The 26,324-nt window shown below is 67.8% G+C and carries 17 protein-coding genes, 2 tRNA genes and 1 pseudogene; 7 read left to right on the forward strand and 13 right to left on the reverse strand.

All coding sequences use genetic code 11. The features are described from left to right. Nucleotides 1-4 precede the first annotated feature (4 nt). From ABD768_RS15860 to ABD768_RS15875, 4 genes and pseudogenes are all read right to left on the reverse strand, one after another. On the reverse strand, nt 5-1,432 hold the full coding sequence (locus ABD768_RS15860) for an alpha/beta hydrolase (protein WP_344841282.1): 1,428 nt from the start codon (nt 1,430-1,432) through the stop codon (nt 5-7). A gap of 374 nt (nt 1,433-1,806) precedes the next feature. Next, nucleotides 1,807-3,102: an ATP-dependent Clp protease ATP-binding subunit ClpX gene (gene clpX, locus ABD768_RS15865; RefSeq protein ID WP_343971410.1), complete on the reverse strand. Its 1,296-nt coding sequence runs from the start codon at nt 3,100-3,102 to the stop codon at nt 1,807-1,809. A 213-nt stretch (nt 3,103-3,315) separates the two neighbouring features. Then, nucleotides 3,316-3,933 (reverse strand): annotated as a pseudogene (locus ABD768_RS15870) (ATP-dependent Clp protease proteolytic subunit); the annotation flags it as partial. 22 nt (nt 3,934-3,955) lie between these two features. After that, nucleotides 3,956-4,579 (reverse strand): ATP-dependent Clp protease proteolytic subunit, encoded by a 624-nt coding sequence (locus ABD768_RS15875; protein WP_343971407.1) that lies wholly within the window; start codon nt 4,577-4,579, stop codon nt 3,956-3,958. 220 nt (nt 4,580-4,799) lie between these two features. Here ABD768_RS15875 and ABD768_RS15880 point away from each other — a divergent pair, with 220 nt between their 5' ends. Further along, nucleotides 4,800-5,759 carry a hypothetical protein gene (locus ABD768_RS15880; protein ID WP_344841285.1) on the forward strand — a complete coding sequence of 320 codons (960 nt, stop codon included), beginning with the start codon at nt 4,800-4,802 and terminating at the stop codon, nt 5,757-5,759. 117 nt (nt 5,760-5,876) lie between these two features. Here the strand turns inward: ABD768_RS15880 and tig are convergent, their stop codons facing one another. Both tig and ABD768_RS15890 read right to left on the reverse strand, forming a co-directional pair. Beyond that, complete coding sequence (tig, locus tag ABD768_RS15885) at nt 5,877-7,274, reverse strand: trigger factor (protein WP_344841286.1); 1,398 nt, start codon at nt 7,272-7,274, stop codon at nt 5,877-5,879. Nucleotides 7,275-7,351: 77 nt separating this feature from the next. After that, nucleotides 7,352-7,424, reverse strand: a tRNA-Pro gene (locus ABD768_RS15890). Between the two features lie 134 nt (nt 7,425-7,558). On the opposite strand from ABD768_RS15890, the gene ABD768_RS15895 reads away from it, so the two are divergent. Further along, nucleotides 7,559-7,629: transfer RNA gene (locus ABD768_RS15895), tRNA-Gly, on the forward strand. On the opposite strand, the gene ABD768_RS15900 is transcribed toward ABD768_RS15895, so the two are convergent. The 7 genes from ABD768_RS15900 to ABD768_RS15930 form a co-directional block, all read right to left on the reverse strand. Next, nucleotides 7,629-8,387: a hypothetical protein gene (locus ABD768_RS15900; RefSeq protein ID WP_344841288.1), complete on the reverse strand. Its 759-nt coding sequence runs from the start codon at nt 8,385-8,387 to the stop codon at nt 7,629-7,631. The two genes, ABD768_RS15895 and ABD768_RS15900, sit on opposite strands and share 1 nt — an antisense overlap. Nucleotides 8,388-8,460: 73 nt before the next feature. Further along, entirely contained in the window at nt 8,461-8,862 is a 402-nt protein-coding gene (locus ABD768_RS15905; RefSeq protein ID WP_344841290.1) for an NUDIX domain-containing protein, read from the reverse strand. A 42-nt stretch (nt 8,863-8,904) separates the two neighbouring features. After that, nucleotides 8,905-9,675, reverse strand: a complete 771-nt coding sequence (locus ABD768_RS15910) for an MBL fold metallo-hydrolase (protein ID WP_344841292.1) — start codon at nt 9,673-9,675, stop codon at nt 8,905-8,907. 91 nt (nt 9,676-9,766) lie between these two features. Next, nucleotides 9,767-10,072 carry a hypothetical protein gene (locus tag ABD768_RS15915; RefSeq protein WP_344841294.1) on the reverse strand — a complete coding sequence of 102 codons (306 nt, stop codon included), beginning with the start codon at nt 10,070-10,072 and terminating at the stop codon, nt 9,767-9,769. 8 nt (nt 10,073-10,080) lie between these two features. Next, nucleotides 10,081-11,259, reverse strand: a complete 1,179-nt coding sequence (locus tag ABD768_RS15920; protein ID WP_344841296.1) for an MFS transporter — start codon at nt 11,257-11,259, stop codon at nt 10,081-10,083. 63 nt (nt 11,260-11,322) lie between these two features. Further along, the gene (locus tag ABD768_RS15925) at nt 11,323-13,110 is read right to left on the reverse strand and encodes a vWA domain-containing protein (protein ID WP_344841297.1); all 1,788 of its coding nucleotides are present in this window, start codon (nt 13,108-13,110) and stop codon (nt 11,323-11,325) included. A gap of 187 nt (nt 13,111-13,297) precedes the next feature. Next, the gene (locus ABD768_RS15930; protein WP_343971381.1) at nt 13,298-14,359 is read right to left on the reverse strand and encodes an AAA family ATPase; all 1,062 of its coding nucleotides are present in this window, start codon (nt 14,357-14,359) and stop codon (nt 13,298-13,300) included. 167 nt (nt 14,360-14,526) lie between these two features. On the opposite strand from ABD768_RS15930, the gene ABD768_RS15935 reads away from it, so the two are divergent. The 5 genes from ABD768_RS15935 (at nt 14,527) to ABD768_RS15955 (ending at nt 26,316) form a co-directional block, all read left to right on the forward strand. Further along, a complete protein-coding gene (locus ABD768_RS15935; RefSeq protein ID WP_344841299.1) occupies nt 14,527-17,307 on the forward strand; it encodes a phage tail protein in 2,781 nt (926 codons plus the stop codon). Between the two features lie 105 nt (nt 17,308-17,412). Beyond that, nucleotides 17,413-20,259, forward strand: a complete 2,847-nt coding sequence (locus ABD768_RS15940; protein WP_344841301.1) for a hypothetical protein — start codon at nt 17,413-17,415, stop codon at nt 20,257-20,259. Nucleotides 20,260-20,588: 329 nt separating this feature from the next. Then, nucleotides 20,589-22,253 carry an ABC transporter ATP-binding protein gene (locus tag ABD768_RS15945; RefSeq protein WP_343971874.1) on the forward strand — a complete coding sequence of 555 codons (1,665 nt, stop codon included), beginning with the start codon at nt 20,589-20,591 and terminating at the stop codon, nt 22,251-22,253. Further along, entirely contained in the window at nt 22,250-24,118 is a 1,869-nt protein-coding gene (locus ABD768_RS15950) for an ABC transporter ATP-binding protein (protein WP_344841303.1), read from the forward strand. Before ABD768_RS15945 ends, ABD768_RS15950 begins: the two co-directional genes overlap by 4 nt. A 155-nt stretch (nt 24,119-24,273) precedes the next feature. Further along, the gene (locus ABD768_RS15955) at nt 24,274-26,316 is read left to right on the forward strand and encodes a golvesin C-terminal-like domain-containing protein (RefSeq protein ID WP_344841305.1); all 2,043 of its coding nucleotides are present in this window, start codon (nt 24,274-24,276) and stop codon (nt 26,314-26,316) included. Nucleotides 26,317-26,324: the final 8 nt, after the last annotated feature.

Genomic DNA, 26,324 nt, shown 5'->3' on the forward strand with positions numbered 1-26,324 from the left:
TGTCCTACTGGACAACGGCTCCCTGGACCAACTTTTTGCCTGCCGGGATCGGATCGAAGGGCTTGCGGTCCTGCTGACACGTACTGCCGTCGGCTGGTGCCTGCAGGGTTGTCAGGTACGCCGTGATGCGGGCGTCGGCGCAACTGCTCTTGAAGAGCGTCGTATGGCCGTAGCCCTCGACCGTGAGCATCCGGGCGGCCGGGAAGAGGTCGGCGTACGGGCGGGTGGCCTGATACGGCGTCGCTGGGTCGTACCGGGTGCCGATGACCAGTACCGGCGCCTTCACCTTGTTCGGCCAGGGGCCCTTGAACGCGTCGGTGTCCTTGACCGGCATGGACTCGCACGGCTGACTGATCCAGGCGCGGAAACGGCCGAAGTGCGAACCGGTCTTGTCGGCGGCATCGGCGTACTCCGGGTAGGCCAGAGGCCGGCCGGCCTTCGCGGTCTCGATGCAGGGCTGCATGGCCTGTGCCAGCGAGGGATACACCTCCCTGTGCTTGGTCCACTCGGCCAGCGCAGCCGGCGCCTTCGACCTCTTCGCGGGGGCCGCCAGTTGGCTGTAGAGGTCGGCGAGCTCCGGCCAACCTGCGGGGTCGTACATGTGCTGGAAGCCGACCACCACAGCGACCTGGTAGGTCACGGTCGTTGTGGTCCCGTCAGGCAGCGTCACGACGACCGGGTTGGTCTTCAGCCGCTTGAAGAGCTTCTCGATGACCGTGGACGGGTCACCGAGCTTGGCCAGCGAGCACCTGTCCGGCCCGGCCTTCCTGCACTCTGCCTTGAACTGAGCGAAGGTCGCTGCAGCGCCGTCGCCCTGCGCAACCCGTACGCCGAACGGGCGCCGATCGCCGTCCGACCCGGAGTACCCGGTCGGGCTGAGCGTCCCGTCGAGAACCAGTGCGCGAACCCTTGTGGGGAACAGCTTGGCGTAGGTGGCACCGAGGTACGTGCCGTAGGAGTAGCCGACGTAGCTCAGCTTGTCGTCACCGACTGCCTGGCGGAGCAGATCCATGTCACGGGCAACGTTCGCCGTCGACATGTGGGCCAGCTTGTCACCGGCGAATGCGGTGCAATGCAGGCCGACCTTGATGCCCCAAGTGGTGTAGGCGCGCTCCTCGGCATGGGTGACAGGGAAGGCCGGCTGGCTGGCCAGTACCTTCTGCTCCTCGGCTTCTGTGCGGTAGCAGGTCGCCGGGTCGGACTTGCCGACGCCGCGCGGGTCGAAGCCCAGGATGTCGAACTGCGCCCGTACCTGCGGGGTGTAGGCGATCTGGGCGACCTGCTGGATGAAGTCGACACCTGGGCCGCCAGGGCCGCCCGGGTTGGTGAACAGCGTGCCGATGCGATGAGCCGGGTCGCTGGCGGGCAGCCGGGTCAGCGCGATAGTGGTTGTCGGGCCACGGGGGTGGTCGTAGTCGGCGGGGACCTCCACTGTGGCGCACTGGAACGGTTTCAGCTCCGGGGCGCTGCCACAGCTCCCCCAGTTGAGCTTGGGGACTACTGGTTGCTTGGTGCTTGTGGTTGGTGCAGCTGTCGCCGTAGTTGGCACTACGAGTGCGGCCGCGGCTAGTACCGCCGCTATCCGTCGAGCGGGTCGGACGTACACGGTTCTCCCCCAGCGAGTCGATGAGTGGACGTCATCGACGCTATTGCCGGGAGCTGTCGGTCCGAGTCCGTCAACGGAAGGAGGCCGGCAGTCCGCCTCTCAGCGGATGCCGGCCCCTCGCAGGAGTGAACCTGGTGAGCGGAGCTCACCCGTAGTACGGATTGCCGACCGACCGCACCCCGTACCTCTTCTTGCTTTTGTCAGGCGGTCTTCTCGCGGCGCTCGCGCTTGCTGACCATCTGGTCGCGCGGGATCAGCGTCGGGTTGACGTTCTCCAGGACGACCTCGCCGGTGACGACGACCTTGGCGACGTCTTCGCGGCTCGGCACCTCGTACATCACGTTGAGCAGGACTTCTTCCATGATCGCGCGCAGCCCGCGGGCGCCGGTGCCGCGCAGCAGCGCCTGGTCCGCGATCGCCTCGACCGCGTCGTCGCTGAACTCCAACTCGACGTTGTCGATCTCGAACAGCCGCCGGTACTGCTTGACCAGCGCGTTCTTCGGCTCGGACAGGATCTTGATCAGCGCGTCCCGGTCCAGCGGGGAGACGGTGGTGATCACCGGGAGCCGGCCGATGAACTCGGGGATCAGACCGAACTTGAGCAGGTCCTCCGGCATCACGTCGGAGTAGCCGCTGAGCTCCTTGGGCTTCTCCGGCTCGCGCTTGGCGTTGAAGCCGAGCGTCTTCTTGCCGACCCGCTGCTCCACCATGTGGTCCAGCCCGGCGAACGCGCCGCCGACGATGAACAACACGTTGGTGGTGTCGATCTGGATGAACTCCTGATGCGGGTGCTTGCGGCCGCCCTGCGGCGGAACGCTGGCCGTGGTGCCTTCCAGGATCTTCAGCAGCGCCTGCTGGACACCCTCGCCGGAGACATCGCGGGTGATCGACGGGTTCTCGCTCTTGCGGGCGATCTTGTCGACCTCGTCGATGTAGATGATCCCGGTCTCGGCCTTCTTGACGTCGTAGTCGGCCGCCTGGATCAGCTTCAGCAGGATGTTCTCGACGTCCTCGCCGACGTAGCCCGCCTCGGTCAGCGCGGTGGCGTCGGCGATCGCGAACGGCACGTTCAGCATCCGGGCGAGCGTCTGGGCCAGGTACGTCTTGCCGCAGCCCGTGGGGCCGATCAGCAGAATATTCGACTTGGCCAGCTCGACGGCCTCGTCCTTCGCGTGCCGGCCGGCGCTCGACGAGCCCTGACCGTCGCGGACCCGCTTGTAGTGGTTGTAGACCGCTACCGCGAGCGCCTTCTTCGCCACGTCCTGTCCGACGACGTAGGCATTGAGGAAGTCGTAGATCTCCCGGGGCTTGGGCAGCTCCGTCAGACCGACCTCGGAGCCCTCGTTCAGCTCCTCCTCGATGATCTCGTTACAGAGATCGATGCACTCGTCGCAGATGTAGACGCCGGGACCGGCGATGAGCTTCTTGACCTGCTTCTGGCTCTTGCCGCAGAACGAGCATTTGAGCAGGTCACCGCCGTCACCTATGCGTGCCACCGGGACAGATCCCTTCTCTGAGCAGTCGAACCGGGCGGACTCGAACCTGAACCATCGGAGTTGATCCCCACCCGGAACTCGCTTCGACGGTACCGCGCCCGGGGCCGAAACGCCGCGCCCACCGACGCGTTGTGACTACGCCGGTGGCGAACGCACTGTCACTTGACAGTGCGTTCCCCTGACTCGGTACCGCCGGAAGCGGAACGGTCGTTCTCAGACGCCGGCCGGGACCGGGGTCTTGAGGGTCTGCAGGATGTCGTCGATCAGGCCGTACTCGATCGCCTGGTCGGCGGTCAGGAACTTGTCCCGCTCGATGTCGCGGGAGACCTCTTCGTGCGGCTTGCCGCTGGCCTCGGCGAGCATGGTCTCCAGCAGGGCCCGCAGACGCAGGATCTCGTTGGCCTGGATCTCGATGTCGCTGGACTGCCCGTAGGTGCCTTCGGTGGCCGGCTGGTGGATGATGATCCGGCTGTTCGGCAGGGCGAGGCGCTTGCCCGGCGTACCGGCTGCGAGCAGCACCGCGGCGGCGGAGGCCGCCTGGCCCAGGCAGACCGTCTGCACGTCCGGCTTGATGTACCGGATCGTGTCGTAGATCGCGGTCAGCGCGGTGAACGAGCCACCGGGCGAGTTGATGTAGATGCTGATGTCCCGGTCGGAGTCCATCGCCTGCAGGCAGAGCAGCTGCGCCATCACGGCGTTGGCGATCTCGTCGGTGATCGGGGTGCCGAGGAAGATGATCCGGTCCTCGAACAGCTTCGTGTAGGGGTCGATCCGGCGCATGCCGTACGACGTGCGCTCCTCCCACTGCGGGATGAAGTAGTTCATGCTGGTGTCCTTAGTTTCGCAGGAGAGGTCAGGAGTTCGGGCTGCCGCTGCTCAGCTGAGCAGCACTGGCCACGACGTGGTCGATGAAGCCGTATTCCTTCGCCTGGTCCGCGGTGAACCAACGGTCGCGGTCGGCGTCGGTCTCGACCTGCTCCAGCGGCTGGCCGGTGTGCTCGGCGATCAGCTTGAACAGCTGCGCCTTGATGTGCAGCGACTGCTGGGCCTGGATCTTGATGTCGGAGGCCGTACCACCCATGCCGCCCGACGGCTGGTGCATCATGATCCGCGCGTGCGGCAGGGCGAAGCGCTTGTCCTTCGCGCCGGCGCAGAGCAGGAACTGGCCCATCGAGGCGGCCAGGCCCATCCCGACCGTGGCGACGTCGTTGGAGATCCACTGCATGGTGTCGTAGATCGCCATCCCGGAGTCCACCGAGCCACCCGGCGAGTTGATGTACAGCCAGATGTCCTTGTTGGGGTCTTCGGCGTTGAGGAGCAACATCTGAGCGCAGATGGCGTTCGCGTTGTCGTCGCGAACCTCGGACCCCAGGAAGATGATCCGGTTGCTCAGCAGGCGCTGGTAGATGTGGTCGTCTAGTCCGCCGGATCCGGCACCGCCCGCGGCGGTGGGGCTGGCTGCAAATGTCTCGTTCACAAAGCCGACATTACTGGTCCCCACCCACAGACCTAAGGCTGGTAGCCACCTGTTCGCTCACGGCGCACGCCATCTGCCCTCAGCGAACTCCCCGAACAGCCGTTTACGCTCCACCCCGACTCGGGAAACTTTTCGTCGCCTGGTGCAAGTCAGTTACCAGATAGCGGCTGTCCACAGCCGCATCAGCGCCGTTCCGGCTGGTTCAGGCACTCTCGTACAGATGGACTGGTGGTGGCGGCAAGAGCTTGCGGACGAAGGCCTCGACGTGCTGATCCATACCCAGGACCGGATCATCGCGCGCAGCCAGCTCCTGGCCGCGGGCTGGTCGGACGCCGACATCCGCCGCCGGTTGCGCCGCCGGTCCTGGCAGACGGTCCACCCCGGCGTCTATGCGACTCACACCGGCCCGATCGGGTACGACGAACGCCTCCTCGCAGCACTCCTGTACGCCGGTCCGGATGCAGCCTGGAGCCACCACACCGCCGCCGAACAGCACGGGCTGATCAAACGCGACGACCGCCGGCCGGTCCACGTGACCATCCCTGCCGAGCGGCGAGTCAGGAGCCGCCCGAACCTCCGGATCCACCGCGACGAGCACTGGGCCAACCGCCTGGCAACCGTCATCCCGCCGAGACGGCAGGCGCCCCAGGCCGTACTGGACATCGTCGGAGTCTCTGCGACCCCGGACGAGGCCGCAGCCACGATCGCCGAAGCCTGCCAGAGCGGGCAGGTCAGCCCCGCCGACATCGTCCGAGCCCTCGACACGAGAGGCCGCCTGCGTCACCGGTCCGTACTGCGACCGATCCTGGCCGACGTCGCATCCGGCTCGCATTCCCTGCTCGAACTGCGATACCTACGCGACGTCGAACGGCGGCACAGGTTGCCGACCGGCGTACGGCAACGCCAGGTGGATCAGGAATTCACGGACGTCGCCTATCCCCGGTACGGCCTGGTGGTCGAACTCGACGGGCGCTTCCACCTCGCGCCCCAGCGCCGGTGGCGTGACCTCGACCGCGACAATCGCGCCACCCTACGAGCCGAGGCCACCTTGCGCTACGGCTGGTTCGACATCACCAACCGCCCCTGTGATGCCGCCGTACAGGTCCTCGATGTCCTTCGCCGCCGGGCTCCCGGCCTCCCGGCCGATCCCTGTAGTCGCCAATGCCCCGTACGTGATTAGGCGGAAACTTTTCGTCGCCAGGTGCAAGTTAGTTACCAGCTAGGTCGGGATGGGCCGAAACAGCCGACGGCCCCGATCCGTTGGGGATCGGGCCCGTCGGCTTGGTGTTCAGGTGGTTCAGGCCTTGGCGGGCTCTTCCTCGGCCGGGGCGACGGGGGCTTCGGCGTCGGTGTCGTCGGCCGGGTCTGCGTAGGTGCCGTCGGGCTGGAGGGTCTTGAGCTCGACGGTGTTGCCGGAGGCGTCGGTGATCTTGGCGTTCTCGACCAGGTGGGCCAGCGCCTTGCCGCGGACTACCTCGGAGACCAGGCTCGGGACCAGGTTGTTCTCGACGGCGTGCTGGGCGAACTGGTCGGGGCTGACACCGGAACGCTGGGCGTGCCGGACGATGTGCTCGGTCAGCTCCTGGTCGTTGACGCTCAGTTCCTGCTGCTCGGCGACCAGGTCGAGCACGAACTGGGCCTTGATCGCGTCCTCGGAACGCTTCTTCAGGTCCTCGTCGAACTCTTCCTCGGTCTGCTCCTCGCCCTCGAGGAACTGCGCGAACGTCATTCCGGAGTACCCGAGCTGCTGCTCCAGGTTCTCCCGGCGGGCGGCCAGCTCGTCGGTCAGCAGGCCCTCGGGGACCGGCACCTCGACCAGGGTGAGGATCTTCTCCAGTACGGCGTCGCGCGCGTCGCCGGCCTGCTCGAGGCGCTTGCCGCGCTCCAGCCGGGTACGGACGTCAGCGGTCAGCTCCTCGGCGGTGTCGAACTCCGACGCGGTCTGCGCGAAGTCGTCGTCGAACTCCGGCAGCTCCTGCTCCTTGACCGCGGTCACGGTGACCTCGACGTCGACGTCCTCGCCCTTGAGCTCACCACCGACCAGCTGGGTCACGAAGGTCTTCGACTCGCCCGCGTTCAGGCCGAGGACGGCCTCGTCCAGGCCGTCGAGCAGCTGACCGCTGCCGACCTGGTACGACAGGCCGGTCGCCTGCGCCTCTTCGATCTTCTCGCCGTCCTTGGTGGCCGACAGGTCGATCGTGATGAAGTCCTTGTCGGCGACCGCGCGCTCGACCGGGTTCAGCGCGCCGAACCGCTGGCGCAGCGCCTCGATCTGCTCGGTCACCTCGTCGTCGCTGATCGCGATGTCCTCGACGCCGGCCTCGAGGCCCTCCAGGTCCGGCAGGGTGATCTCGGGACGGACCTCGACCTCGGCGGAGAACTGCAGGCTCTCCTTGTCGTTGAACTCGGTCACATCGACCTCAGGCCGGCCGATCGCCTTGACCTGGTTGTCCTGGACGGCCTGCGAGTACAGCTTCGGCAGCGCGTCGTTGATCGCCTCTTCGAGCACCGGACCGCGACCGACCCGCTGGTCGATGACCTGCGGCGGGATCTTGCCCTTGCGGAAGCCGGGGACGACGATCTGGCTTCCGATGCTCTTGTACGCCGCGTCGAGGCTCGGCTTGAGCTCCTCGAACGGCACCTCGACGATGAGCTTGACCTTGGTCGGGCTCAAGGACTCGACGGTGCTCTTCACGGTGGCGGTTCTCCTTGGTCGATGACGTTCACAGCCGTGGCCGGACAGGCCACGCTGCACGGTGCTGCTGGGGTTTGTCGGGGCGACAGGACTCGAACCTGCGGTCTCCTGCTCCCAAAGCAGGCGCGCTAGCCACTACGCTACGCCCCGCAGTGACCGCACGAGTCTAGTGGACGCGGACCAGTGCTCGCGCCACCACCCCCATCGGGACCGCCGACGGGAACCGGTTTGAGACCTGGCCCGGCCATGTGGAATCATGTGCGCGTGCCCCCAACAGGGCGCATGCGGGTGTAGCTCAATGGTAGAGCCCCAGTCTTCCAAACTGACTACGCGAGTTCGATTCTCGTCACCCGCTCAGGAAGCAGAAGGCCTCTGGCCACCGGGATCCGGTGACCAGGGGCCTTCTGTCACGTTCGTACCCGAGCGGGCGAGGTACCGGCGCCAGCTTGCCCGGGTGACGGGCATTTCCGCGTCGGCCAGGACAGCTTCGACGTAGTCCGCCTTGACGCGCACCAAGTCATCGGGTGACTTCCGGCGCTCGTCGAGGGCTGCTCTCAGGTCTGGGCCGTCGACGCGTCGCGCCAGTGCGGCGTACCAGCGGTCCTCGCAGCGGTACGTTCTCGACACGGCCTGGGTGACGAGCTCTACCAGCTGAGCACGAGCCGAGTCAGGTACACCGGCTCGTGCGAAGCTCCGAAGGATCCGCTTCTTCAGACCCCAGGGAGCTCCGTCGCCGGCGGCCTCCCACTCCTCGGGATAGGTGGCCTCCCAGCGCAGGAAGAGCACCGCGTACGGCGTGAGCTGCTCGAAGGTCGCCCAGCGGTCCGGGTACCACGAAGCGTCGACGAACCTGGACAGCGCACCGTAGATCGTGTGGTCGCCCGCGGTCCGCCCGATCGCGACCTGCCGGTAGAACTCCGCTTCCAGGGCAGGCTCCGCCGAGAAGTCGTAGCTCTGGCCGTTCGACCACCACAGGGCGTTCTCGCGCCGGATCGACTCACTGTGCTCGGCGCGGTACCGATCGTTTCGCACCTTCGCGGCCCGGCGCCGGGACGGGTCCGGATCGATGAAATCGACCGCCCATCGCCAGCGCTGCTCATAGATTCCAGGCACGTCGAACCATAAACGCTTCGAGGGAGCAGTACAGAACCGCGGCGCGGGCCTTGGCTTCGATTCTGTACCGCGCTCAGGCGGTCCGGATGGCGCTCAGGAGGGTCGGGAGGCTCTCGGGGTGGGCCAGGTTCAGGGCTGGGAGGTCGGCGGGGCGGAACCAGCGGAGGTCGTCGTGCTCCTCCGGGGCCGCGTTGACCGGGTCCCCGTCCCAGCTGGTGACTAGGAACGCGCGCATGTCGAGGGTGGGGTCGCTGATCGTCATGGGGACGGGTACGGGGGCGTGGATCTGGATCGCGAGTTCTTCGCGGCATTCCCGGGTGACGGCTTGGTGGTGCGACTCGCCTGGGTCGACGTGGCCGCCGGCGGAGAAGCTCCAGGCGTCGGGGTAGTGCTGGCGCGCGGGGTGGCGGTGCACCAGGAGTACGAGGCCGTCGCGGACGAGGACGGCGACTGCGATCTGGATCCGGGCGGCCATCGGGTCACCCTAGGCGCAAACGAACGCCTTTGGGGCGGACGGCTATGGGTGCTCTTCGTCGGCTGCCCCGGAGGCCTGGTCTACGTTCGACTGGTGGGGGCCGGCGAGCCAGGGCTGGGCCAGGCGTGGGTCGGCGGGGTTGGTTCCTTGGCGGAGTGCGGCGAGGTAGGCGCGGTCGGTGGCCAGGCGGGCGGCCAGCTCGGGGCCTTTGGCTACGGCCCCGTGGCCGGGTACCAGGACCTCGGCGTGCCGGGCTGCTTCGTCCAGTTGGTCGAGGGCTGCTTCGTAGGTGTCCAGTTGGCCGGGGCGGCGGGGGTCGAGGAGTGGGATGAGGACGTCGGAGAGCATGTCGCCGGCGATCAGTACGCCGCGGTCCGCGAGCAGGATCGCTGCATGGCCGACGGCATGTGCCTGGTGCTCGATGAGCTTGCCCGGTACGCCTCCCCCGTCCGCGGGTAGCGGGGTGAGGAGCCCGATCAGTTCGAGCGGGATGCCCGACGCTGACTCGGCCGCCATCGCCTGCGCCCGCTCTCGCGCCTCACTGGCGACCTGTACGCAGCCTGCGGTCCCGTACCGCGGCACGTCACCGAATCGGGAGTGCCACAGCAGGTGATCCCAGTGCGGATGAGTGGAGAACCCAGCAACCACAGGAATCCCCAACCGCTCGACATCATCCGCCAGCTGGCTCAGGTCGTCCCCATCGATCCCCGGATCGACCAGCACCAACCCAGCGTCCCCACGCACCACCACGGCATTGCTCCACACCCACTCGCTCTGCCGCACCCACACCCCATCAGCCACCTGCGTCAGCATCCGCCCACCTTGCCAGCTGCCCACCCCAGCGCGAGCGCCGGCATCCCCCGTCGGCTGACTCAGCTCGGCGCCAGCGCCGACGTCCGCAACGTCAGACCTCGGTGTCGCCCTCCGCCAGTCGTCGATGGGCCCAGGCGACAGCGGCTGCCCAGCCCATGACGCTGAGCCCTAGGCCAGCTCCCGCGCCTACGCCGGCGCTGTGCCAGAGGCTGCCGAGGAGTAGGCCGAGGGCTCCGGCGATCAAGGCGGTGGCGAGTAGTAGCGAGGATGCGTCGCCGCCCCAGCTCAGGTCGCGCAGGCGTTGGCGTAGTGAGCGCTCGCCTTCCATCAGCATCAGGACCTGGGCGCTGACCACCGCAGCGAGCAGCAGTACCAGTGCGGAGTGGACTGGGGTCATGGGAGCCATCATCGCGCGTGGCGGAGGGCGGATAGGGCGGAGTAGAGGGTGGCGGTGAGCATGCCGAGGGTGGTGAGGATGAAGGTGGGGCGAAGACCGACGGTGGTGGCCAGGACACCGGAGGTTAGGGCGCCGAGGGTTTGGCCGCCGGTTACCAGGGTGCGCCAGGTGGCTGTGGTTTGTGGAAGTAGGGCGGGAGGGACGAGGGATTGGCGGAGGGTGCGTTGGGGGACGCCGTACAGGGGCATGCCTAGACCGGTTAGGAGCTGGCTCAGGAAGGCCAGTGGGGTTAGGGCTGCGGCTAGGGCTAGGCCTGAGAGGGATGCGAGGAGCTGGCCGGTGATGTAGGCGCGGCCTAGGCCTAGGAGACGCCCGTACGCCGGGGCTGCGAGTGCGCCGAGTGCGGAGGCGACTCCTGCGACGGTGATGGCGGCGCCGACGAGCACTGGGGACCAGTGGAGTTCCCGGACCAGGTAGAGGACCGCCAGCGGGGCCTGGAGGGCTCCAAAGGCTGCGGCTGCTGTTGCGGAGATGACCAGTGGTCTGAGCAGCGGGTCGCCGAAGAGGTGTCGTAGGCCGCCCGTGAGGGATAACGCGGGTCCGCGAGAGGTAGGGAGGGGCGGTGGTTTCTTGAGGAGTACGGAGGTAACTGCGGATGCGGCGTAGGACAGAGCGTCGAAGGTGATAGCGAAGGGGGCGCTGGCGGCCGCGATCAGGGCGCCGGCCAGGGATGGGCCGGCGGTGCCGGCGACGGTCTGGGTGAAGAGGGTTGCGCTGTTGGCGGACATCAGGTCCTTGCGCGGGATGAGTACCGGCAGCAGCGACTGTGAGGCGGTGTCGGACAGCAGTGTGAGGGTGCCGGCGCCAGCCGCGACCAGGTAGAGATGAAGCATCTGTAGGTGCCCGATGCTTGCCAGCAAAGGGATCGCGCCGAGCAGTAGCGCTCTGCCCAGGTCAGCGCCAATCAGTACGCGGCGCAGCGAGAAGCGACTGGCCCATAGGCCCGCTGGGAGCCCAAACACCAAGTGTGGAAGGACATTGAGGGCCGCGAGCACACCCATCTCCACAGCCGACGCATGCAGAGTGACGACGGCTACCAGCGGCATGGCGACAGTGGTGATCGCACTGCCGGTCCAGGAGATCGCCTGCCCTGACCACAGCTTCAGGAACTCCCGGTTGCGCCACATGCCCAGACCCTCGCAATGCGACGGGTTCAAGCAACAGCTCGGTGCACCGACAGCGAAGCCTGTTCACTGCACGCGGAAGACAGGACCCCGCGGCGTGAACGGCAACGTCGCTCCCGCAGGCACCAGCCACGCGTGCTCACGCCGGACCCGTACTACGTCGCACTGGCCGTCCGTGATGATCAGGATCGGCCCGTCCACCGGGAAGTCGTCCGCGCGCTCCAGCAGATCCACCCCCGGCTGCAGCACCGTCCCACCCCGCCCACGCACCTTCACCCGCCCAGCGATCTCGTCGACCGGCACATACCCAGCGTCGTACGCCGCCGCATCGCAGAAGACCACTCGAGCCGCCGGGACATCCCGTGCCATCGAGTACGACGCGATCGCGCCCAACGCCTTCCCCAGCAGCGGCCGATACATCGACCCGGACGTATCCAGGACCACCCCGTACGTCGGCAGTCGCTCGACACTGGTCGGCCGGATCCACCCCGGCCGCGGGATGTCCGGCGTACTCGCCTGGCGACGCGAGGCGCGAGCGTACGTCCGTACCTTCGACACCGACGGCACATGCTCCTCGAACCAGCGCGCCAACTGCGCATCCCAAGCCAGCGGTGGATGGTCGAGCGCCTTGATCTCCTCCACAAGCCCTGCAGGCAGTAGACCCCGGCTGCTGTCGTGGTACGCCAGCCCGGTCGTCAGCGAGCGCCGGTAGATGTCGTCGAGGTCAGCAGCCCGCGCAGCCTCGCCCACCCGGGGCAGCGGCTGCCCGAGCACGTCCCCTAGTCCCACACCCCGCAGAGTCGCCAGCTTGCGGTACCTGCGCAGATCAGTCGTGATCCGGTCGTACACGGCCTCCACGGACAGTCCGCGCAGCGACGCGTCGTACAGGGCTCCCTCCGGCATCGTGCCGACGCCCATCTCGATCAGCCAGCCGTTGATGACCAGGTCGGCCGCCACGTTCCACAGGTACGCATCACGCCCTCCTACGCGAGCACCGTGGCGCAGAGCAGCGTGCAGCATCTCGTGGGCCATCACGAAGCGCCACTCGTTCTGAGTCAGCTTGTGCAGCGGGTTGATGTAGATCTCCCCCGCCTCGGCATTCACCGCCGCCACGTGGATGTCCCACCCGCGGGCGAGCTCCGCCTCGGCCACTACCTTCATGCTCGCCGCCAGCGCGCCCAGCAACGGGTACGACGACACAAACCACGCCAGCGCCCGGTCCCACTCATCCAGACGACCACCCGCGTCCGACAGCGACGACCGCACCCCACCAGCGACGTCTACAGCCGCCGCAGCCGCGTCCGAGAGCCCAACTGCAAACCAGTCCTCCCAGGCGGGCGGATCACCCCACCCAGTCCAGGGCTTCACGACTACGTCGTTCACATGCCCAGCCACACCCAACTGCCCGAACTCAACCGGTACGCCGGTACGCCGCCACTCGCGCGCCAGCGCTTCCTCGTCCGTCCCCGGCAACTCGTCAGGCAACCGCACCACCGCCCGCCCGATCCCCAACGACGCCAGGAACCGATTGACCGCCACATCACAAGCCGCTGCCGAAGCATGATCCGCGACAGGCCGGCCGGGCGTCGCGTGTCCCAGCCCCAGGTGGATCAGCAAATGCGCGAACACCCAAGCCCACTGATCCGCATCAGCCAACCGCGTCGGGTGGGCGTAGAAGGTCCCGTCCGAGTCGACGACCGCCCAGCCGTCGGCAGGACACGGACCGTTCTGCACCCGCCGGGGCTCGCTCCGGTAGCTGACCATCGCCCGGAAGAGCGGATGCGCCGCAACCACGCCCCACCCGGCGCGGATCGCTTCGAGCGCCGGATCTTTCTTAGGCCCGCGCCGAGCCATCAGCCAGTCCCCACCGAGGCATCAGCCGAGTCCTCGCCTGGCTCGGGCGGCCCAGCGGGCGGGGCCGTTCTCCCGGCGGGGCGGCTTCTGCTCGCGCCTGGCTGCTCGCTTCTCCCACCGGGTCAGCCGAGGCTCCCACCGAGCCGGCTTCTTGGCCCACCACCCCGGCCTGCTCGCCCACCCCATGTCAGGACCGGGCAGCCACGAGCCGGGGCAGGTCGCGGGTGACCTCGACCAGGAACCAGGACGGGAGTACCGGACGTCCGTCGTCGTCGGATGCGATCACGATCTGGGCTACCTCCAATGAGATTTCGGCCAGCTCCACCAGCAACGCCTTGCCGCGATAGGCCAACTGCCGCGCCGCCGGACTCGCCGACGCCTTGTCGGCCGACAACTCCTTCACCAGCCGCGCGCGGAACGTCTCGGCCAGGAAGTACAGAAGATCGCGATCCTGCGGCGCCGCCGGCCAGTTCGCCTCACCCTTCAGCACCGCCTCCAGCCCGAAAGCATTCCGGACCGTCTTCACGAACGCCCGGAACGTCGAAGCATGCGAAGCAGTCAAGGTGCCGAAGGCAAGGATCCGGACGGTCTCGTCGTCCACCTCGTCGCCGTAGGAGTGCAGCGCGTCGGACAGCATGTGCCAGCTACGCGGCGTCGAGAACGGCTCCTCCGTCTTCGGCGGCGCGGTCCACAAGTGATCGGGCCGGTTGAGCAGGTAGTCCAGCACCCATGGGTGGATCCCCGCCCCCGCGGCCCACGCCAGCCAGTCCCGCGCCGACGCGCTCAGATGAACATGCACCAGCCGGTTGAGCAGCGCCGAAGCCATCGGCCGAGCCAGCGCGTTGTCGGTCGCCCGGTTCCCCGCACCGATCACCACCGATCCCGCGGGCAGCTCGTACTCACCGATCCGGCGGTCCAGGATCAGCGAGTAGAACGCCTTCTGCACCTCCGGCGACGACGCGTTCAGCTCGTCCAGGAACAAGCAGTACGGCGTCTCCCGCGCGATGCTCACCGGCGGCGCGAACCGGCTCCGGCCGTCCACGATCTGCGGTACGCCGATCAGGTCCTCCGGCGCCAACTGCGTCCCCAGCAACGTCACACAGTCCAAGCCGAGCGAGTCCGCGAACGAGCGAACCAGGCTGCTCTTGCCGATCCCCGGAGCGCCCCAGACGAAGACAGGCCGAACCACGGCTACGTTCAGCAACACGTCCGGCAACTGCGCCGGCGTCACGGTGATGGCGGCCTGCATCGGGTCCTTTCAGCGGTTTCGGGAGACACCTTCGATGGTCCTCCGCGTCACTGCGCGTGTCCATCGGATTTCCCGGCAAGCGCTTCCGTTACTCCGGGTTACCGGCTAAGGTGCCGCGAATCAGGAGAAGACACGGTGGCTCAGCCACCGAGGGGGTTTGCGTTCTGATGATGCTGCGTTCGAAACTGGTCGCCGCCGCCTGCGCGGTCGTCCTGCTGCCGCTGGCCGCCGTGAAGGTGATGGCCGCCGATCCGCCGCCGCACCTCGGCGAGGGCACACCGGTCGGCAGCCGGTCCGTGGCCGACCCCGCGCTCCAGATCAGGCAGGCCACCAGCTCGTACTACGTGACGTCCTACGGCCAGCCCGACGACCATTCACCCGAGCCGTGGGAGATCCTCAGCACCACCAACGGAGCCCTGGTCCGTACCGCCCCGCGACTCCGTGACGACCCGGACAAGCCCCCGACCCTGCTCGGCAAGTACGTCGTCACGCCGACCGCCGCTCAAACGACCTTCCGCGACATCGCCACCGACGCGGTCAGCGACGTCTCGGTACCGGCCGGAGCGACGTACCAGGGCGCCTACCCCGGCGGCATCCTGCTGTCCCGCGCAGCCGACAGCTCGTTCGCCCTGCGCGCACTGGACAACACCGAGAAGCCAGTCACCGGTGCAGCCTTCGGTGACCCCGTCATCCTCGATACGACCGCCACGTCGATCCTGATCACCGTAGCCGGCCACCTCTCAGTAGTAGACACAACAACCGGTACTGCGACCGCCGTCACGACCCTCCCCGCCAACCCGGCCTGGGCGGCGCTGACTCCCAACAGGGTCCTCTGGCAGACCGCTGCGACCGCAAGCTCCAAGACGGTCGGCTGGAAGCAAGGCACGACCACTGGCTCGGTAGACGTGCCCTTCGGGCTGCCACTGCTGACGGTTGGCGACGACCTCGCGGTACTGGTGCCTGAGACCAAGCAACTGGCGAAGATCGCGGCCAACGGCGGGACTGTCACACCAGCCTTCGTCACTGGAGTCCACGACGCGGCAGACCTCGACAACGGTCGGCTGCTGGTCAGTGCCCAGAGCAAGGTGGCCAGTGTCGGAGCAGACGGCGTACTGACGACCGTCAAGGCGACTCCCGCCTTTGCTGCTCAGGTCAGCGGAGTTGCGATGTCCGGCGCGCGCGTGGTGACGGCTGACTACCAGCCAGACCATGGTGTGTACGAGACGACGACCAACGGCACCACTTGGTCGTCGCTGAGCACCAGCAACTCCTCCAAGCCGCTGCAGCTTGAGGGGACCACCCTGGTCACGTACCAGGCCGATATCGCCCGCGTGCGTGGCTCTGGCGGCGACCTGACCTTCCCTGCGGCCGACGAGGTCGTACTGGGCAAGGGCGGCAAGCTGGTCTCGCACCGTGCACCGGATGCGGCGACTGCCGAGGTCTACGACGTCGCGACCAAGACGAAGGTCGCGGACTACGCAGTGCCCTTCGCCATGGCTGACAGCTCGGTCTGGAAGGTCACCGCGACCGGAGTACTGACCGGCAAGGACCTCACCACGCAGGCGACCAAGACGATCGCAGTGGCCAGTAGCTGCATCGTCGGCGCGGACGGGGTCAACGGTCGCTGGGCACTGCTCAGTGGCTGCAAGCAGGTCATCGACATCAAGGGTCCGGAGGCGCCGCGCAACCTCACAGTCGCGGCAGACTCCCAGCTGGGCAACGGGTTCGTAGTACAGACCGCTGTCGGTCAGGACGCGGGTGGCCTGTCCACCAAGGAGTTGCTGGTCACCGACCTCAACGACCAGGGTCTCGGCCAGCGCCGCTACGGCCCGATCAACGGTCGGCTCCTCCAGCCGCCCAGCTTCCGCACTGACGGCAGTGGCGGCGCGAAGCTCATCTACGCGGATCCCGACGCCCGGCCCCGGATCATCAGCCTCACCTGGCTGGCGGCCGACCCGCAGCAACGCCCCGACACCACTGCTCCCGTGCTGACCAGTGCCACCGCGGGCGACCGGCTGCGGGACAACACGAGCCTGTCGTTCAACTGGGCCTACACCGACCCGCAAGACCCGAACGCCCCGGCGACCGGGGTCAAGTCCTACGACCTCCGCATCCAGCAGCGACCCAACCGCACCTCGCCGTACGGGGCCTGGAACCTGCCGGCGAACTGGCAGGGCCTCACGACGACAGCGGCGAGCTACAGCGCGGTACCGGGCACCGACACGTGTTGGCAGGTCCGGGCGCGTGACTACGCCGGCAACGTGAGCAACTGGAGCACGTCGTACTGCAGTGAGGTCGACGGCATCGCGCCGACCGCCGTCACGCTGCGGATCGGTGACCGTACCAACCTGGCGACACCGGCCACCGTCCGCTGGGCCTACACCGACGAGACCGCCGTCGCGACGTACGACATCGTCTACAAGACCGCCGCAGCCGGCGCAGCCTTCGGTAGCTGGGTCTACCCCGCCGCATGGCAGAACACCCAGATCCAGTCGATCTCCTGGACGCCACGACTGGGCATGGACGAGTGCTTCATGGTCCGCGCCCGCGACGTCGTCGGAAACCTGTCGGCGTGGTCGGTGCCGCTCTGCTCGGTGGCGCCGCAGGACGACCGGGCGTTCACGTCGTCCGGCACAGTGACCCGGGCGACCAACACGATCGCCTACCAGGGCACCACCTCGATCCTGAAGGCCAACGGCGCGTACCTGACCAAGACCGGCGAAGGCGCCCTGCGGATCGCAGTGGTCGGCATCAGCGGACCAGGGCAGGGCAAGGTCGACGTCTACCACGCAGGAGTCAAGATCGGCACCGTCAACCTGGCCGCGACGACCACCGCGCGCACGGTCACCTACTTGCCGACCACTGTCTACCGCAGCGGAGTAGTCAAGGTCGTCTCGACCTCGACAGCCCCGGCCGCGATCGACGGGGTCGCCTTCTTGAGGTACTGACTGCAACTTCCTGCAGAAACACCGGCAGGCGGCGACATTGAGCTCTCCCGGCCTCTAGGCTGCGCCCGCTGATCCGGCTTGGCCGGTCCTGTGGGAGGGGTCCTCTTGAAGTTGCGTAGCGCGGTCGCCGCCGCCTGTCTCCTGGCACTGCTACCCGTCGGCTCCAGTACGGCGGCCAACGCCGCCGAGCCACCGATCCACCTCGGCGAGGGCACGCTGCTCGCGCCGCGTCTCGAGGCCGATCCGCCGATCCAGATCGTGGCGGCGACGAGCAAGTACTACCTGACCGACTACGGGTGGCCGACGGACTTCACCCCCGCCCCGTGGAGCATCAAGAGCGTCCTCGACGGAACCGTCAAGGGTGATTTCCCGCGCCAGAACATCGACATGAACGCGACCCCCGACATCGTCGGCGAGTACGCGGTCAAGTGGAGCGACGGCGACGCCGCAGCCCGCCGGCTGGGTACCGACGACCTCCAAGTCATCAACGCTCCTGCCGGTACCACGGTTCGCAACGTCTACCCCGGTGGCGTGCTGCTGGCCCGCGGAGACGCCTTCGCTCTCCGTACCTACGCAGGCGCCGAGACGCCCGTCACCGGAGTCACCGCCACCGCGAAGGTGCTGGACCGCACCGACGACGACTTCCTGCTCGGCACAGCGACCGGCCTGTACGTCCTCGACGTAGCCACCGGTACTGCGACGCAGGCGGCGACTCTGACCGCGGAGACCACCTGGGCGCAGCTCACCCCTGGCCGAGTCATCTGGCAAACCGCTAGCAGCGACACGACGACGACCCTGGCCTGGAAGCAACGGACCGGCTCGGACGACGGCACAGTCGTCGTACCGTTCAAGCAGCCGTTGCTGCCGCTGGGCGACGACGTCGCCGTGCGGGTGCCGGACACCAAGGAACTGGTCAAGGTCAGCCTCCAGGACGGCGCGGTGACCAGGAACCTCGCCACCGGGGTGCACGACGCGGAGGACCAGGGCAACGGGCGATTGCTCGTCACTGCTCAGGCACAGGTGGCAAGCGTCGGGGCGGACGGCGTGCTGCAGACCATCGCCCAGACACCGCCGTTCCACGGTCAGTCCGAGTTCGTGATGCTGTCCGGCAGCAAGGTGGTCACCGATGCGGCGGTGCCGCCGCAGACCGGGGTGCGCGATGACAAACTCACCACCGTTCACCAGACGTCGGACCTCGGGCTGACCTGGACCGACGCGGCGGTCACCGAAGATCAGTTCAGGCACCCGCCACAGTTCGCCGGCAACGCGCTGGCGACCACCCGCGTCCGCTACGACGGGACCGAGTACGGGTTGGTGACCGACGGGAAGGGAACCATCCAGTTCGACGGCCCGGTGGTGCACCTCGGCCGGGGCGGCAAGCTGGTTGCGGTGGGCATGCCGAACAGCAGCGAGTTCGTGCAGGTCTACGACCTGGCCGCCCGGAAGATGATCGACCCCTTCCCGCTGCCGGTCGGCTTGAACGGCCAGACGATCTGGACCGGGCCGGACTGGCGCGACAACCTGACCGCGACGACCAACGGGTTCTCCACCACCTATCCCGCCGGACCCGGCTGCGGACCGGCGCAGGGCATCCAGGCGGCCGGCCGCTGGGTCGTGGTCGACTGCGCGGGCACCGACGACCGGATCATCGACGTCCAGGGCCAGGTGCCGACGCGGACGATCACGCTCGGCCCGCGCTGGAAGCTCGGCTACGACTTCCTGGTCCAGGACACCGCCGGCACCGTCATCTCACCGTCGAAGCCGATCGATCTCGTGGTCACCGACCTGAACACCCTCAACCTGGCCGAACGCCGGTACGGCCCGGTCGCCGCGTACTTCTGGACCAGCCCCCGCTACCAGCCGGACGACGCGGACGCCGCCCGGCTCGTCTACAACGACCGGAACCGGCAGCCCCGGATCGTCACGCTCGACTGGCTGGCCCCGCAGCCCACGGTCGACACCGACCACCTCGCTCCGGTGCTGGACAACGCGAGCTCCGGTCCGGATGTCCAGAGCGGGTCGACCCTGCTCTTCCGCTACTCGTTCACCGACAACCCGGCGGGCCCGGACGACCGGGCCAGCGGCATCGCGGAGTACGACGTCAGGTACCAGCAGCGGCCATCGCCTACTGCGCCGTTCGGGGACGTGGTCACACCGGCCGCCTGGCAGAGGCTGCCCAAGCACATCACCAACGTCAGCCTCGAGGCGGCTCCAGGCACCACCACCTGTTTCCAGGTCAGGGCCCGAGACCGGGCCGGCAACCAGACCGAGTGGAGCCATGGCTTCTGCACAGAGGTCGACGGGACGCCGCCGACACTGACCAGCAGCAGTGTGGGTGAGCGGGTGATCACGGCGGCCACCGGCAAGTACAGCTACGCCTTCACCGACAACAGCGGCAAGGTCGCGTCGTACGACGTGGTCTACCGGGACGCGATCGCCGGTCAGGCCTACGGCAAGTGGCAGTACCCCGCCACCTGGCAGGCGACGACCGCCACCTCGGTCACGTGGACGCCGGTGGCAGGGGTCGATCGGTGCTTCATGGTCAGGGCCCGGGACGCCACCGGGCACCTGTCCGGCTGGTCTGCACCTGCCTGTGCGGTCGCGCCGCAGGACGACCGGGCGCTGACGGCCACCGGGACTGTCACCCGGGCGACCAGCTCGATCACGTACAAGGGAACGATCTCGCAGTTGAAGGCGACCGGCGCGACGCTCACCAAGGCCGGTGAGGCCGGGCTGCGGATCGCGCTGGTGACCGTCAACGGGCCCGGTCAGGGCAGCGTGGACGTTTACCACGCAGGCGTGAAGATCGGCCGGGTCTCCCTGCTCGCGCCGAGCAGCAAGGTGACGGTCACCTTGCTCCCGGTCACCCCGTACCGGACCGGCGAGCTCAAGATCGTCTCGGCCGGCGCGGCCCAGGCCGTGATCGATGGCGTCGCCTTCTTGCGCAGCTGAGACTCATCACGATTCGTGATCAGTGTGAGCCCCGTCACCGCAGGGTGACGGGGCTCGGCTATTGCAACAAGCGGTAATTCAGCTCCAGGGAATGGAATTCGCAGGACAAGCGCTTACCACTGAGCGACAATGGAAAGTGCGCCGTTTCCGGTCGCCAGCCAATCCCGCGCCGAGTCATGTTGGGAAGTGCGCCCCTCCAGATGCCCTCTGAGCACCCTGTCCAAGCGCCCTCTATCGCTGCCCCCTCCAACCGCACGACCCCCCGGCGGAGCCAGAATCTCTGGCGACTCCGCCCCTACCTCCGCCCCCACAAGTGGCGCCTGGTGACGATGTTCACCACGGCGATCCTCGGCGTAGGTGTCAGCCTCACCGTCCCGCTCGTCACCCGGGCCATCATCGACGGGCCGGTCACCCGGCGCGAGATCGACCTCCTGCTCCCCCTCGGCCTGCTGGCCCTCGGCCTGAGCATCAGCGAAGTACTGCTGGTCTGGGTCCGCCGGTGGGCCCAGTCGCGCACGGTCAGCGACCTCGAGGCCAATCTCCGCAACGACCTCTACATCCGGCTGCAGGCCCTCCCGATGGAGTTCCACAGCCGCTGGCAGAGCGGTCAGCTGCTCTCCCGGGTCACCGCCGACCTGTCCACCATCCGCCGGTTCATGGGCTTCGGCCTGTTGTTCCTGGTGATCAACATCCTGCAACTGGTGGTCGTCACCTTCCTGCTGCTGCGGCTGTACTGGCCGCTCGGCGTCGTGGTCCTGGTGGCCGCCGCGCCGATCATCATCGTGTCGCTGAAGTTCGAGAAGAAGTACCTGGCGATCTCCCGCCGGGTGCAGGACCAGCAGGGCGACCTGGCCACTCGGATCGAGGAGTCGGCGGTCGGCTTCCGGGTGATCAAGGCGTTCGGCCGCCGCGAGCACGTCAAGAAGCAGTTCGACGACGGCGCGGTGAAGCTGTACGAGACCTCGGTCGACAAGGTCCGGCTGGCGTCGCGGTTCTGGACCTTCCTGGAGGTGATCCCGAACCTGACCCTGGTGATCGTGCTGCTGCTCGGCGCGCTCGCCGTCGGCCGGCACTCGATCACGCTGGGCACCCTGGTCGCCTTCATCACCTTGATGCTGTCGCTGATCTGGCCGGTCGAGTCGCTCGGCACCATCCTCGCGATGGCGCAGGAGGCGATGACGTCGGCGGACCGGATCAGCGAGATCCTGGACACCGAGTCCACCATCACCGACGGTCCGGACGAGCTGGTCGACCCCCGTGGTCACCTGGTCTTCGAGAACGTCAGCTTCCGGTTCGGCCCGGACTCGGCCGACGTCCTGCACGACATCAACCTCGACCTCGCCCCCGGTACGACGCTCGCCCTGGTCGGCGCCACCGGCTCGGGCAAGACCACCCTGACGTCGCTGGTCCCCCGGCTGTACGACGTCACCGGCGGCCGGATCACGATCGACGGGCACGACGTCCGCGACCTCACCCTGAAGTCGCTGCGCAGCGCGGTCGCGTCCGCGTTCGACGACCCGACGCTGTTCTCGATGAGCGCCCGGGAGAACATCACCCTCGGCCGGCCGGACGCGACCGACGCCGAGGTCCAGCAAGCACTGGAGATCGCGCAGGCGACCTTCGCCAACGAGCTGCCCTGGGGTCTGGAGACCCGGGTCGGCGAACAGGGCATGTCCCTGTCGGGTGGCCAGCGGCAACGGCTCGCACTGGCGCGCGCAGTACTGGCCAGGCCGGCAGTACTGGTCCTGGACGACACGTTGTCGGCACTGGACGTGCACACCGAGGCACTGGTCGAGGAGGCGTTGCGCAACGTGCTCGCCGCCACGACCGGCATCGTGGTCGCGCACCGGGCGTCGACGGTGATGCTGGCCGACCAGGTGGCGTTGCTCGAGGGCGGCACCATCACCCACGTCGGGACGCATCAGGAGTTGCTGGCGACGGTACCGGCGTACCGGACCCTGCTCGCGGCGGAAGAGGAGGAGGTGCACGCATGACGACCACTCAGCAAACACCTCAGCCCCAGCCGGCCGATCAGCCCAGCACCGAGGAGACCTGGCGCGGGTACGCCGAGGACCCGGACCGGGAGTTGTCGAAGGCAACGACCCTGCGGCTCAAGGAGCAGTCGCGCAAACTGCTCGGCGAGCTGCTCCGGCCGTACAAGAAGATGATCTGGCTGCTGGTCGCGATCGTCGTGGTGGAGAACGCGGCCCGGCTGGCGGTGCCGTACCTGGTCCACCTCGGCATCGACAAGGGCATCCCGCCGATCCTGGCGGGTCAGGGCAGCTCGACGCTGATCGACATCGTGCTGATCGTGCTCGCGTCGGCGCTGATCCAGGCCGGCGCCCGGCAGATCTTCCTGATGCGGTCCGGCCGGCTCGGGCAGACCATCCTGCTCGGCCTGCGCCGGCGGGTGTTCGACCACTTCCAGCGGCTCAGCCCGTCGTTCCACGACAAGTACACGTCGGGGCGGGTGATCTCGCGGCTGACCTCGGACGTGGACGTCATCGACGAGATGCTGGAGACCGGCTTCGACGGGCTGGTGACGGCGCTGCTGACCCTGGTCGGTACGGCGATCCTGCTGCTCACGCTGGACGTGAAGCTCGGGCTGCTGGCGCTGCTGTCGTTCCCGGTGCTGTTCGTGCTGACCGCGTGGTTCCGGAAGCGGTCGGCGATCGTGTACCGGCGGACGCGCGAGGCCGTCGTCCTGGTGATCGTGCACTTCGTCGAGTCGATGCACGGGATCCGCGCGGTCCAGGCGTTCCGGCGGGAGCCGCGCAACGAGGAGATCTTCTACGGGGTCAACGACAAGTACCGCGAGGCGAACCTCGAGTCGTTCCGGATCAATGCGATCTTCATGCCGTCGATCAAGGGCGTCGGCAACATCACGATCGTCGCGATCCTGGCCTACGGCGGCTGGCAGGCGTACCACGGGCACGTGACCGTCGGGGTGCTGACAGCGTTCCTGCTGTATCTGCGGCAGTTCTTCGAGCCGCTGCAGGACATCTCGCAGTTCTACAACACCTTCCTGTCGGCGAGTGCCGCGCTGGAGAAGCTGTCCGGCGTACTGAACGAGAAGCCGGACGTGCCTGAGCCGGTCAAGCCGGCGAAGCCCTCGCCGCATGCACGTGGGCATCTGGAGCTGCGCAACGTGCAGTTCCGGTACGTCGACGGAGTGCCGGTACTACCCGGGCTCGACCTGGATGTGCCGGCCGGGCAGACCCTTGCCCTCGTCGGTACGACGGGAGCCGGCAAGACGACGATCGCCAAGCTGGTCGCGCGTTTCTACGACCCGACCGGCGGCCATGTGCTGCTGGACGGGATCGATCTGCGCGACCTGACCGAGGACGACCTGCGCGAGCGGGTGGTGATGGTGACCCAGGAGAACTTCCTGTTCACCGGCTCGGTCGCCGACAACATCCGGTTCGGCAAGCCGGACGCGACGATGGACGAGATCGTCGAGGCGGCCAAGGTGATCGGCGCGCACGACTTCATCATGGCGCTGCCGGACGGGTACGAGACCGCCGTTGCCAAGCGCGGTAGCCGGTTGTCGGCCGGTCAGCGGCAGCTGGTCGCCTTCGCCCGGGCGTTCCTGGCGGATCCGGCGGTGCTGATCCTGGACGAGGCGACGTCGAGCCTCGACATCCCCAGCGAGCGGCTGATCCAGCGCGCGCTGCGGACGATCCTCGACGACCGGACGGCGATCGTCATCGCGCACCGCCTCTCCACCGTGGAGACGGCAGATCGCGTGATCGTGCTCGAGCACGGCCGCATCATCGAGGACGGTGCTCCTTCGCAGCTGGTCACCACCGGTGGCAACTACGCCGACCTCCACCAAGCCTGGGAAGACTCCCTGGCCTGACGCTTTGGCTGGCTGGCCTCCGGACCCTGTACTACGGGGTGCGGGGGCCAGTTCTGGTCAATGTCCAGTACTGGCCGTTGATTGCGCTGGCTCTGCGTCCGGGCTCCCGGCAGGCTTCCTGACGACCGCCCGCCCCGGTTCACGAGGAGTGCTCCATGAGCCTGCCCATCAGCCGTCGTGCCTTCACCATCGGGCTCGCCGGAGGAGCCGCGGCCACCGCGCTCCCCACCACCCCCGCGTCCGCATTGTCCACATCCGCGTTGCCCGCGTCTTCCGGTCAGGCGCCGGCTGCCGCCACTCCGTTCTTTTCAGAGACAACGCTGTGGGACAACGCCGTCGACCCGCTGGCCAGCTATTTCGTCTACGGCCTCGCTGTCCTGCCCGACGACACGATCATTGCTTGCACAGAAGGCCGTCACGAGGTCTGCGACGCCGGCCCGCACGACCTCCTCATTCGCCGCAGTACCGACGGCGGACTGACCTGGACCCCGACCCAAGCGGTAGAGCCGTCAGTAGGCGGCCAGAGCTGGGCCAACCCCGCCTTCGTCGTCGACAAGTCCACCAGCGAGGTGTTCCTCTTCTACAACCTCTGCGAGCGGCTCCCGGAGAACACCAGTTGCTCGTCCGACTCCGGCACGGTCTACTACCGCTCCAGCACCGACGGCGGCGTCACCTGGAGCCCACGCTCGAGTCTGGCCGGTCTGTTCGACCACTTCCCCTACAACTGGGCCATGCACGGTCCAGGGCCGGGTCATGGCATCCAGCTCGAGTCCGGGCGGCTACTGCTCACCGTCGGACACCGGACCATCATCACCAGCGTTCCGGCGGAGGATCGGAAGTACGGGGCCTCCAGCATCTACAGCGACGACCACGGGCGTACCTGGAAGTCCGGTGGCGAGGTACCGCTGGGTCCGGCCCTTCCGCAGGTGGGTGAGTCCCGCCTGCTGCAGCGGGACGACGGCACGGTCGTCTTGAACACCCGGGTCGGCTCGGGTGGCGACTGGCCGCACGGGTACGCGGTCAGTACGGACGACGGCCTCAGCTGGTCGTTGCCGGTGATGGACTTCGGCGCCGGACTCTTCAACGGCGTCGACATGGGGCTTACGCGGTACACCGGTGGTCCCGGCTCGACAGACGTCAATCGGGTACTGCTCAGCCGGCCGGACTCTCCCATGCGCTGGAACATGACGGTGGCGGTCAGCTACGACGAGAAGGAGTCGTACCGATACAGCCGGACGGTCTACCCGGGGCGGTCGTTCTACTCCGACCTGGCCCGGCTGTCGGACGGCACGATCGTGTTGCTGTACGGCTGCGACGGCGAGCTCGACGGTAGCCCCCGACGGGTGAGCGTTGCCCGGTTCAACCTCGAGTGGCTCACGCAGGGGCGCGACAGCCTCGCCACCGGTCCGGGGCTGACCCGGCGCGACCTTGACCTCGGCCATCCACGGTTGCCAGTGCAGGCGGTCGGTGACGTCGTCGAGTACCCGTTCATGGTCGGTGCTGACGGACAGTACGAGCTGTGGTTGCGGTACTTCCGGTCGGCGGACGGCGGGCTGGTCACTGTGGCAGTGGACGGCTTGGCGCCGCGCAACAGCACCATCGACCTCACCTCCTTCCGCGGCGACGGGTACGACGTACTACTGCTCGACCAGCGCCGACTCCTACCCGGCCGGCATACCATCCGATTCACCACGACCGGTGCGGGCCGTGGTGGCGGTACTGCGCTGGCCCTCGACCGACTGAGCCTAATCACCGCCCCTGCCAAGCCCGACGTCCGCGAGGAGCTCACGGTCGACAACGACACGCTCGGCTTCGAAACAGTCGGCACCTGGAACAGCGGTCGCAGCATCCCCGGCTACTACGGCTTCAACTACCTCACCCACGCCAAGGGCACCGGTACGAACCTGGTCCGCTACCGTCCGGCCATCCCAGGCGACGGTCGGTACGAAGTACTGGTCTCCTACACCGCAGACCCCAACCGAGCCAGCAACGCCAAGTACGCCGTCCGCCATGCAACCGGCACCACCACGGTCACCGTCAATCAGCGAGTCCGAGCCACCCCCGACAACCGCACCGGCGAGTGGCTCCCTCTCGGCATATTCACCTTCAAGGCAGGGCTCGCCGGCTACGTCCAACTCACCGACGCCGCCGACGGCTTCGTCATCGCCGACGCGGTCCGCTTCCGCCGCCAGCCCTAGAACCACTG

Source organism: Kribbella ginsengisoli (genome assembly GCF_039537185.1).
Lineage (GTDB): Bacteria > Actinomycetota > Actinomycetes > Propionibacteriales > Kribbellaceae > Kribbella > Kribbella koreensis.